Here is a 10,497-nt window from a genome sequence, read left to right as displayed (position 1 = left end):
CCTCGCGCTTGCCGGGCGCGTCCATGTAGAACAGCAGCACCGGATGCGGGCCGTTCTCCTCGGGGTGGACGATGAAGGTGTTCATCGCGCCATCGGCGGTGGGGATGTCGACGTGGTGTTCGATCATGATGCGGTGGACGGGTTGATCAGGTGTTTGGCTTGCGGCAGCAGCAGGGTGTGGAAGTGTTCGAACAGCGGCACCAGCTGCTCGTGCGGCACCGCCAGGATACGGTCGCCCAGGTTCAGCTCGGTGCGGCTCCAGCCCGGCACCTCGGCCGGCTCGATGCCGTCGACCAGCCAGGCGCCGTGCTGCTGCGCCAGCGTGTCGCGCGCCTGCGCCACGGCGTCTGCCGGTGCGTGGAAGAACAGGTGGAACAGCGGCGTGTGAGGCACGCTGGGATTCACGCGCATCGTCGCGCGGAACGGCTGCAGCGACGCGGCCAGCTGCTGCGCGCGCTGGTACAGCGCGGGCATCAGCGCCACGCGTTCGTCGAAGCGCATCGCCGCGCTGGCGATCATCGGGCTCAGGTGGTAGAGCGTGCCGCCCATGCGCCGGCGCCACAGCCGGGCCTGCGCGATGAACTCGGCGTCGCCCGCCAGCAGCGCGCCGCTGAGCGCGCCGATGCCCTTGTAGACCGAGACATAGACCGAGTCGAAGCCGGCGCAGATCTCGGCATGCGGGCGGGCGTAGAACGGCGCGCTTTCCCACAGCCGTGCGCCGTCCATGTGCAGGCGGATGCCGCGTTCGCGCGCCGCGGCCTGCAGCGCCTGCAGCTCGTCCCAGCTGGGCAGCTGGCCGCCGGATTCGCGGATCGGCAGCTCGACGATGGCACAGGCCAGCGGCTGCCGGCAGGCCTGCAGGTCGGCGGCCCGCAGCGGCCGCAGCCGGTGGCCCAGCGGCACGCCGTGCAGGCCCAACAGCGCCTCGAAGGCCTGCTCCTCGTGCAGCGCCAGGTGGGCGGTGGGGTGCATGCCGAAGCGCGGCGTGTGCGTGGCCTCGCACCACACCCGCAGCGCGGCCAGCTGCGCCATCACGCCGCTGGGCATGAACACCGCCGCGGGCTTGCCCAGCAGCGCGGCGACCTTGGCCTCGAAGCCTTCGGCCAGCGCACCCGTGCCGTAGAGGTCGTGCGCCACCTCGTGGGCCGCGCACCAGTCGGCCAGCTGCTGGAATTCCTGCGCCGCGGTGGGCGATGCGAAGCCGGGCACGACAACCGTGCAGCTGCGGCGCAGCGCGCGCCGCTCGTCGGGGGTGAGGGCCATGGCGCGATCATCGCATCGGCGTCCTTTCCGTGCAGAGGCCCTATGCTCTTGCGCCATGCAGCTGCAGCCTTTCGTGCAAGCCGGCGCGCTGGCCTTCACGCTCACGGCCGAAGACATCCGCCGCCGCTGGGGCGCGCCGCAGCGCGAAGGCCGCAACGAGGTGGCCTTGAACGAGCTGGACTACGGTCACACCGTGCTGCGCTTCCAGGACAGCGGCCGGCTCGAGGAAATCACCACCCGCGTGCCGGTGCTGGAACTGGGCAGCGTCGCGGTGCCGTTTGCCAGCCTGGCTGCCTTCGTGCGGGCCCAGGACTCCGAGGCCTTCCAGCGCATGCGCTTCACCATCAGCCCGCGCTTCGGCCTGGCCTTCGACCCGCAGGAGCCCCCGTGGCTGACCTTCCTGGCCGCGCACTGCCTGGACGAGTGGCGCCGGCTGTGACGGCACGCCCCGTCGCTACACTGGGCCGATGACGCCCGCCGCCCCATGCCCCGCTTCACGCTGATCCCCGAAGCCCACCTGCTGCTGCGCCGTGGCGACGAGTTGCTGCTGCTGCGGCGCCAGAACACCGGCTACGAGGACGGCAACTACAGCGTGGTGGCGGGCCATGTCGACGGCAACGAGACCGCGCGCGCAGCCATGGCGCGCGAGGCGCTGGAAGAGGCCGGGCTGGTGATCGCGCCGCAGGACCTGCGCCTGGCGCATGTGGTGCACCGCCGCTCCGACGCCGAGCGCGTGTCCTTCTTCTTCACCACCGAGCGCTGGCAGGGCGAACCCGAGAACCGCGAGCCCCACAAGTGCAGCGAGCTGGCCTGGTACCCGCTGCAGGCGCTACCGTCCAATGTGATCGGCTACGTGCGGCAGGCGATCGGGCTGTGGCAGCGCGGCGAGGCCTACTCCGAATTCGGCTGGGACTGAACCCGTCGCCCGTCGCCGGCCGCTCAGGCGCCGGCGGTCAGCGTCAGCAGCACGTCGGCGTACCACGCGCAGTTCAGGCCCAGCGATTCGTCCTGGGCCTGGTCGCGCGTGTTCATGTCCATGCGGGTGGAGTGCACGCCCAGCAGTTGCCACGGCAGCGCCGAGCCGGCCGACCGGCCGTGCGTGCGCCGGCGCACGACCGGCGCGCCGCTGCTGCCGCGGTGCGTGCGGGCGTCGGTCAGGAAGCAGCCCTGGCGCTGGAAGCGCACGCCGTAGGCCGAGGCGACGGACGCGCTGCGCGCCACCGCCAGGTGGTGCACCGTGTCGTGGAAGCCAAGCGGAAAGCCGACGATGGCCAGCGTGTCGCCGAGCGCGACTTCTTCGTCGCGCGCTTCGAGATGCGTTGCGTCGAAGGCCTGCAGCGCGGCGTCTGCCGGCAACTGCGCGGGCGGGATCTCGATGGCGGCCACGTCGACCTCGCCGCCGCTGTCGGTGGCTCCGCGCCACTGGCCCAGCCCCGCGTGGTACAGCGGCAGCGAGACCAGGGCATGCTGCGTCAGGTCCTGCGCATGGGTGTGCAGTCCGAACTCGATGCGGTCGGGCGCATGGGCGCTGGCGCGGTCTGCGAACACGTGCCGGTTGCTCACCAGGAACAGGCGCTCGGCGCGGCGGAAGAAGAAGCCGCTCGCGCTGGTCAGCGCGCGGGATTGCGCGAAGGTGGTGATGCGTGTCGTCGCCAGCAGCAGGGCGTCCATCGGGCCGGTGGGCCGCGCCGGGCCCTCGGGCGCGCGGCTGTCCTGGATGATGGCGCGGGTCCGGCCGACGTCGCGCTCGAAGGCCGCCAGCACCAGGTCCGAGATGTCGGCATGCAGCATCACGGTGCGGGCTGCTTCGGCATGCGCGTCGAACGACGCCATGAGCCGCGCACGCGCCGTGGCCGAGAGGGTGTCGATGACGGCCGGGATCAAGGCATCCAGCGCGACCAGGTTTCCCTTGAGCTCGCAGATCCGTTCGGTGGCTTCCTGAAGATTCTTCAACGGGCGCCCCTTCGGCGGATGAATGCAAAGCGCCGGCGTCGGAAGGACACTGCCCGGGGGGGAGGAGATCGGCGTGCGATCTCGGGGGCAGCGCGAAGCGCCACCATGAAAATCCAGTTTAGCACCCGCCTGCCGCTGACCCGCGGCCGCGTGTGCCACACTGGCCCATGACGCAACCCCTCCTGCAAGCCGCCGATCTGCGCGGCGCCGCACGCCTGACCACCGAAGCGGTGGCCGGCCTCGCCAGCCTGGTCGAGGCGATGCATGCGCGCATCACCAGCCTGCCGCGGCTGCCCGGCTACACCCAGGCCACGCCGGAGGACGATCGCACCCGCGGCATCACCGGCCTGGTCTACCAGACGGTCCGCGGCGTGACGCGCCTGGTCGGCGGCAGCGCCGAAGCGCTGCTGGGCTGGCTGGCACCCGCCCTGGCGGCTGCGGACCCGCACCTGCCGCCGCGCCCGGAGCGCGAGGCCGTCCTGGCCGCGCTCAACGGCGTGCTGGGCGACCATCTGGCCGCCACCGACAACCCGCTGGCCGTGACCATGGCGTTTCGCCAGGGCGGCCGGCCCTTGCCGCTGGAGCGCCTGGCCTTGCGCGCACGGGTGAGCGGCGCCACGCCGAAGCTGCTGGTGCTGCTGCACGGCCTGTGCATGAACGACCTGCAGTGGCTGCGGGCAGACCACGACCACGGCCAGGCCCTGGCGCGCGACCTGGGGTACACGCCGATCTACCTGCACTACAACAGCGGGCTGAGCGTGTCGACCAACGGCCGCATCCTGGCGCAGCTGATGGAGCGGCTGTATGACGCCTGGCCGATGCCGATCGAGCGCCTGGTGATGGTGGGCCACAGCATGGGCGGCCTGGTGGCGCGCAGCGCCATCCACCATGGCGCCTTCATCCAGCGCGGCGGGCTGCGCTGGCCCACGCGGGTGAACGACCTGGTCTGCCTGGGCACGCCGCACCAGGGCGCACCGCTGGAACGGGCCGGCCATGGCGTGGACCTGCTGCTCGGTGCCGCACCGTATGCCGAGCCGCTGGCGCGCCTGGGCAAGCTGCGCAGCGCCGGCATCAACGACCTGCGCCTGGGCAACATCGTGAGCGGCCCGGCAGGCGACGACGGCAGCCACCGCTGCGCTGCGGTGGGTCTGCCGGACAGGACCCGCTGCTTCGCCCTGGCCGGCAGCCTGGGCCCGAAGACCGGCAACCTGAAGGCCCGGCTGCTGGGCGATGGACTGGTGCCGGTGGCCAGCGCGCTGGGGCAGGACGCGGCACCCGAGCGCACGCTGGGCTTCGCGCCGGAGCGCCAGGCAGTGGTGCACGACACCGGCCACCTGGAACTGCTGTCCAGCGCCGAGGTGTACGGCCAGTTGCGGCAGTGGCTGGCGTGAGGGCCCACGGCGCGTGACGCCGCGGCGGCCGCCAGGCCCTCAGTGCCTCAATGCGTCAGCACTGCCTCAATGCCCCGAGGCCCCGGCCGCCTGCGTGGTGACGCAGCGGTCCAGCGGGTCGAGCAGGTCGACCATTGTCGGGATCACCGTCTTGTCGATCACCGTGCGCGCATTGCCGCTGTGCGTGGACGAGGGCGAGGCGTACAGGCGCTTCATCGGCGAGACCCGGGTGCGCGAAGACGCCATTGTCGGCGCGCGGAGCTGCGGCGCGAGGGCCCTGCGACGATGGCTAAACTCCATGCGCCGTCCCTGGCCTTCAAGCCGATGCTGTTGCCTCCGAAGCCTGCCGCGAAGGTGCCGCTCGCCACGCCAGCGCCGGCGCCGGTGGCGCTGCTGCCGGTGATCGCCGGCGGCCTGGTCTCAGGGCTGGTCGCGGCGGTCAGTTCGGCCTCGTTCGCGGCGCTGCTGTTCAACGGTCCGCTGGCGGCCTTCGTGGGCCAGGCGCTGGGCTGGGCGATGCTGGCGACGCTGGCGCACCTGCTGGTGCTGGCCCGCCTGTGCAGCCTGCCTGGCACGCTGGGCAGCAGCCAGAGCCTGCCGATCGCGGTGCTGGCCGCGGCGATGGGCGCGGCCGTGCAGGCCGCTTCGGCGCAGGGCGGGTCGGCGACTTCGGCCCTGCTGCTGGGCACCGCCGCGGCCACGCTGGTGATCGGCACCGCGCTCACCGGCGCGGTGCTGCTGCTGCTGGGCCGTGCCGGGGCGGGGCGGCTGGCGCGCTTCCTGCCGTATCCGGTGCTGGTCGGCGTGATGGCCAGCTCCGGCTGGCTGCTGGCCGCCGGCGCGCTGCGCATGCTGCGCGGACCGGTTGCGGGTGCGGACATTCCCTGGATGGCCTTGGGCGCTTCGGCCTGGGCGGTGCTGATGCTGGTGGCCCATCGCCTTCGTCCGCATCCGCTGACGACGCTGGTGATGCTGACGCTGGGCGCGCTGCTGTGCCACGGCCTCGCCGGGTGGCTGGGCTGGTCGCAGGCCGACATGGTGCGCGCCGGCTGGTTGCTGGCCGTGCCCCCCGCCGCACCGATCATGCCGGTGCTGGGCGACCTGGCGGGCGCCTCGATCCATTGGTCCGCGGTGGCCAGTGCTGCCCCGTTGCTGGCGGTGGTGCCGGCGGTGACGGCCATTGCACTGCTGATGAATGCCGCCGCGCTGGAGACGGCCGCGGGCCAGCCGCTGGACCTGAACCGCGAGCTGCGCGCGGCCGGCGCCGCCAACCTGGCGGCGGCCGTGCTGGGCGGCCTGCCGGGCTACCACCAGCTCGGCCTGTCCAGCATGAACCTGCGCCTGGGCCTGCGCCAGCGCCGCATCGCGCTGTGGGCCGCGCTGCCCTGCGTCGCGGCGCTGCTGGCCGGGCCTTCGGTGCTGCTGTGGCTGCCGCTGCCGGCGATGGGCGCGCTGCTGCTGTTCCTGGCCCTGCAGATGATCTACGACGCGCTGCTGGGCAGCTGGGTGCGCCTGTCCGGCCTGGAGCGCGCGATCGTCGCGCTGGTGATCGGCACCACCGCGCTGGCCGGCTTTCTTGCCGGCATGGTGGCCGGGTTGTTCGCCGCCGTGCTGCTGTTCGCCGTGTACAGCGCCCGCGTCGACCCGGTGTGGCACGAGGTGTCCGGCGCTGCCTACGGCTCGCGCGTGGCACGCGGCCGGGCCATCGACGACCAGGTGCGCAGCCTCGGCGCGGCGGTGCAGGTGCTGCAGTTGCAGGGCTTTCTGTTCTTCGGCATTGCCGATCGCCTGCAGCACCGGGTGCAGGCGCGCCTGACCGCCGCCGACCGGCCGCCCCTGCGCTACCTGGTGCTGGACTGCCGCCGCGTGCTGGGCAGTGACAGCAGCGCCATCCACAGCTTCTGGCTGGTGGCACAGGCGCTGGCGCCGGCCGGCGTGGTGCTGGTGGTGGCGCATGCGCCGCGGCGCATGCGGGCGCAGCTGGAAGCAGCCGGCCTGGGGCCCGGGCCGCGCTGCAAGCATGTGGAGGACCTGGACCGCGGCCTCGAGTGGTGCGAGGAGGCCTTGCTGAACCACGACCTCGGCGGCTCCGACGACACCGCGCACACGCAGAGCATCGACGCGATGTCGCTCGCGCGGCTGCTGCATCGACTGCCGCGCATCGAGCTGCCGGCCGGCGGCCGCTTGATCGCGCAGGGCAGCAGTGATCGCGACCTGTACATCCTGGCCAAGGGCTCCGTCAGTGCGACCCGCAGCCATGCCGACGGCGGCAGCGTGCGGCTGCAGACGGCGCGCGGCAGCATCGTGGTGCTCGGCGAGATCGGCTTCTTCACCGGCCGGCCGCGTACCGCGGACGTTATCGCCGACACGCCCAGCGTCGTGCTGCACCTGAGCCGCGACGAGCTCGACCGCCTGGAGCGTGACGAACCGGCACTGGCGCTGGCGCTGTACAAGTACATCGGCCTGGCGCTGGCGCGCCGCGTCGCGCACCTGGTGGGTGTGGTCGATGCGCTCGAAGGCTGATCCCGCGTGAACGAGCCTGGCACCCTCGCGCCTAGCGACGATCCTGCGCCCCGAGGCCAGGGCCAGGACCAAAGCGAGTCGGCGCGCCTGCGCCAGGCGCTCGCGCTGCTGCACCAGCACCAGGCGCAGCTGGGCGCGGACGTGGTCGCGCGGGCCGCGCAGGGGCTGCAGCAGCGGCTCGACGCGCTGGCCAGTCCGGTGCCGCGGCTGCGCCATGTCAGCGTGCTGTTCGTCGACATCGCCGGCTCCACCGCGCTGCTGCAGGCGCTGGATGCGGAGGACAGCCATGCGGTGCTGGACGGCGCGCTGCGGCGCTTTGCCGAGGCGGTGCAGCGGCACGGTGGCCGCGTGCTGCGCTTCATGGGCGACGGCCTGAAGGCGGCCTTCGGCCTGCCCGAGCCGCAGGACGACGATGCGCTGCGGGCGGTGCATGCGGCGCACGAAGTGCTGGCGCAGGCGCAGGACCATGCGCAGGCGATGCGCGCGCGCCTGGGCACGCTGCGCTTCGCGGTGCGCGCCGGGCTGCACACCGGGCCGGTGGCGATGGGCGTCGGCGCCGAGGACGCGCAGACGCTGGTGGGCGCGACGGTGCACCTGGCGGCGCGGCTCGAGAAGCATGCCGAGCCCGGCACGCTGCTGGTCAGCCACGACACCTGGCGCCTGACCCGCGGCGCCTTCGACTTCCAGGTGCTGCCGCCGCTGCGCGTGAAAGGCGTGGCCGACGCGGTGCTGACCTACCGGCTGCTGGGCGAGCGTGCATCGGGCCAGCGCGCCAGCGGCCGCGGCATCGACGGGCTGGACACGGCGCTCGTCGGCCGTGCCGCGCCGCTGGCGGCACTCGATGCCGCGGTGCGCGCGCTCGCCCCCGGCGCGCCCGGCCGCATGGTGACGGTGCTGGGCGACGCCGGCGTCGGCAAGAGCCGCCTGCGCCAGGCGCTGCTGCAGAGCCTGGCTGACCCGATGGCGCCCAGCGCCGCGCAGGTGCTGCCGGCCCAGGCCTGGCCCGAGACCGAGCGCACGCCCTGGGGCCTGCTGCGCGACCTGCTGCTGCGCCACGCCGACCTCGCAGGCAGCGAGCCCGCCGCCGCGGCCTTCGAGCGCCTGCGCGAGGCCTTGCTGCCGGCGCTGGCCGACGATCCACTCGCACCGGCACGCGTGCAGGCGCTGGCCTATGCCATCGGCCTGCTCGACCCGGCGCAGGCCCAGGCCACCGGCCTCACCAGCGATGCGCGCACATTGCGTGCGGCGGTGCAGGGCGCCTGCCTGGCCTGGCTGCGCGGCCTGCTGCAGCGCGGGCCGGTGCTGCTGCTGCTGGACGACCTGCACTGGGCCGACGACAGCAGCCTGGACCTGGTGCTGCAGTGCTGGCGCGAGCTGGCCGCGCAGCCGCTGGGGATCGTCGCGCTGGCGCGGCCTTCACTGGTGCAGCGCCGGCCGGATTGGCCGGTCGACGGTGCGCAGCAGCGCCGGATCGCGCTCGACCCGCTGGATGCCGACGCGGCCGAGGCCTTGATCGAGGCCTTGCTCGGCCGCCTGCAGCCGGTGCCGCCGCTGCTGCGGCAGGCGCTGGTCGAGCGCTCGGGCGGCAACCCGTACTTCATCGAAGAGCTGGTGTGCATGCTGATCGACAGCGGCACGCTCGACACCAGCGGCCCGGTCTGGCGCCTGCAGGGCGATGCCGATGGGCTGCAGCGCCTGCCGGGCACGCTGGCCGGCGTGCTGCAGGCGCGGCTGGGGCAGCTCGGGCCTGTGGAGCGGCTGGCGCTGCAGCAGGCCGCGGTGGTCGGCCCCTTGTTCGACGAACCCGCGCTGGCCGCGATCGACCCGGCCGCGCCCCGTGCGCTGGCCGCGCTGCACACGTTGGGCCTGCTGCTGCCCGAGACCGGCGGCGCCTGGCGCTTCCATCACCAGCTGCTGCAGCAGGCCGCGTACGACAGCGTGCCGCGGCAGGACCGCGAGCCCTGGCATGCCCGCGTGGCCGCTCACTTGGCGGGTTTGGACGACAGCCCCGCGCAGTGGATCGCCAGCCACTTCGAGCGGGCCGGCGACACCGCGGCCGCGGTGCAGCACTACCGGCGTGCCGCGCTCGGCGACAGCAGCCGCATGCCGCGCGCCGAGCTGCGCCATGCCGCGCGCCGCGCGCTGGCGCTCGCCCCCGATGCCGATGCCGCCGAGCGCTGGGCGTTGCAGCTGCAGGAGGCCATCTGTTCCAGCGTGCTCGACGACCTGGACGCGGTGAACGCCTCGGTCCCCGCGCTACGCGCGCTGGCCGAGGCGCTGGACGACGATGGCCTGCGCGCCGAAGCCGAGCGCCTCGCGCTGTCCACCGAGCGCCCGCTGTGGAGTTCGCCCGAGCGCCTGGCCGCGGTGGTCGCGCTGGCCGAGCGCGCGCATGCGAAGCAGCCCGGCGAGCGCCTGCCGCGCCTGTTGGGCATCCATGCCTGGTCGCTGCTGAACAAGGAGCGTGTCGAAGAAGCGCGCGCGCAGGCCGAGCGCGGCATTGCGCTGGCCGCCGAGGCCGGCGTGCCGCCGCCGCACCAGGTGCTGGAAAGCGCCGGCATCGCCGCGTGGAAGGTCGGCGACCTTTCCGCCGGCCTGGCCCACATCGAGGCGGTGCACCGGCAGGCCGCGGCGCGCGGCGACGCCAGCGTGCAGATCGCCACGCTCGGCAACCTGGCGGCGATGGCCCGCACGCTGGGCGACCGCGCCACCTGGCAGCAGGCGCTGGACCAGGCCTTCGCCATCACCGAGCGCTCGGGCCTGGTCTTCGGCCTGCCGCTGCTGCGCGTGCGGCGTGCGCAGCTGCTGCAGCACGACGGCCAGCCCGATGCGGCGCTGGCCGAGCTGCGCCGCGGGCTGGCGCTGCTGCCGCCGAGCGACCGCTGGTACCGCATCACGATGCTGCTGGCGATGGGTCATGCGCACCTGGCCGCGGCGCAGCTGGCGCAGGCGCGTGAAGCCTTCGCCGAGGCGCTGGCCGGCGCGGTGGACGCGGGCATGCGCGCCGAGGCGCACCAGGGCCTGGTGCTGGCCGCGCTGGCCGAGGCCGACGCGACCGCCGCCGCGACGCACGCCGACGCACTGCTGCAGGCCATGGCCGACCCCGAGCCGGGCGACGCCACCGAGCGCCCGGCGCAATGGCTGGCCGTGGCCGATGCGCGCACCGCGGCGGGCGACACGGCCGCTGCCGGGCAAGCCCTGGCCGCGGCCTACGAGGAGCTGATGGGTCAGGCCGCGCGCATCAGCGATGCGGCGGTGCGCGAGCGCTTCCTGTCCGAGGTGCCGCACAACCGACGCATCCGGCAGGCGGCCGCGCGGGCGGGGCTGGGCGGGGTGCGCTGAGTGAGCGCTGCAGATCATCGTGCAT

General features: G+C 73.8%; 8 protein-coding genes. 5 read left to right on the top strand and 3 right to left on the bottom strand.

Going from position 1 to position 10,497, the window contains the following annotated elements; all coding sequences use genetic code 11:
* Positions 1-123: 123 nt before the first annotated feature.
* Positions 124-1,263, bottom strand: coding sequence for a threonine aldolase family protein (locus ACILR4_RS25075; RefSeq protein ID WP_395703629.1), 1,140 nt, complete (start codon positions 1,261-1,263; stop codon positions 124-126).
* 55 nt (positions 1,264-1,318) lie between these two features.
* Between ACILR4_RS25075 and ACILR4_RS25070 the strand changes: the two genes are divergently transcribed.
* On the top strand, positions 1,319-1,702 hold the full coding sequence (locus tag ACILR4_RS25070; protein ID WP_395703628.1) for a hypothetical protein: 384 nt from the start codon (positions 1,319-1,321) through the stop codon (positions 1,700-1,702).
* A gap of 45 nt (positions 1,703-1,747) precedes the next feature.
* Positions 1,748-2,179 carry an NUDIX domain-containing protein gene (locus ACILR4_RS25065; protein ID WP_395703627.1) on the top strand — a complete coding sequence of 144 codons (432 nt, stop codon included), beginning with the start codon at positions 1,748-1,750 and terminating at the stop codon, positions 2,177-2,179.
* Positions 2,180-2,202: 23 nt separating this feature from the next.
* Here ACILR4_RS25065 and ACILR4_RS25060 read toward each other — a convergent pair whose 3' ends face one another.
* A complete protein-coding gene (locus tag ACILR4_RS25060) occupies positions 2,203-3,216 on the bottom strand; it encodes a trypsin-like peptidase domain-containing protein (protein WP_395703626.1) in 1,014 nt (337 codons plus the stop codon).
* Positions 3,217-3,383: 167 nt separating this feature from the next.
* Between ACILR4_RS25060 and ACILR4_RS25055 the strand changes: the two genes are divergently transcribed.
* The gene (locus ACILR4_RS25055; RefSeq protein WP_395703625.1) at positions 3,384-4,607 is read left to right on the top strand and encodes an esterase/lipase family protein; all 1,224 of its coding nucleotides are present in this window, start codon (positions 3,384-3,386) and stop codon (positions 4,605-4,607) included.
* Between the two features lie 66 nt (positions 4,608-4,673).
* On the opposite strand, the gene ACILR4_RS25050 is transcribed toward ACILR4_RS25055, so the two are convergent.
* Positions 4,674-4,823: a hypothetical protein gene (locus ACILR4_RS25050; protein ID WP_395703624.1), complete on the bottom strand. Its 150-nt coding sequence runs from the start codon at positions 4,821-4,823 to the stop codon at positions 4,674-4,676.
* Between the two features lie 69 nt (positions 4,824-4,892).
* On the opposite strand from ACILR4_RS25050, the gene ACILR4_RS25045 reads away from it, so the two are divergent.
* Together ACILR4_RS25045 and ACILR4_RS25040 are read left to right on the top strand one after the other, a co-directional pair.
* On the top strand, positions 4,893-7,130 hold the full coding sequence (locus ACILR4_RS25045) for a cyclic nucleotide-binding domain-containing protein (RefSeq protein ID WP_395703623.1): 2,238 nt from the start codon (positions 4,893-4,895) through the stop codon (positions 7,128-7,130).
* Between the two features lie 6 nt (positions 7,131-7,136).
* Positions 7,137-10,472 (top strand): adenylate/guanylate cyclase domain-containing protein, encoded by a 3,336-nt coding sequence (locus tag ACILR4_RS25040; protein WP_395703622.1) that lies wholly within the window; start codon positions 7,137-7,139, stop codon positions 10,470-10,472.
* The last annotated feature ends 25 nt before the right edge of the window (positions 10,473-10,497 follow it).

It is taken from the genome of Aquabacterium sp. (genome assembly GCF_044226965.1).
GTDB lineage: Bacteria > Pseudomonadota > Gammaproteobacteria > Burkholderiales > Burkholderiaceae_C > Pseudaquabacterium.
The sequence above is the reverse complement of the archived record's forward strand: the minus strand, read 5'-3'. Positions and strand labels throughout refer to the sequence as shown.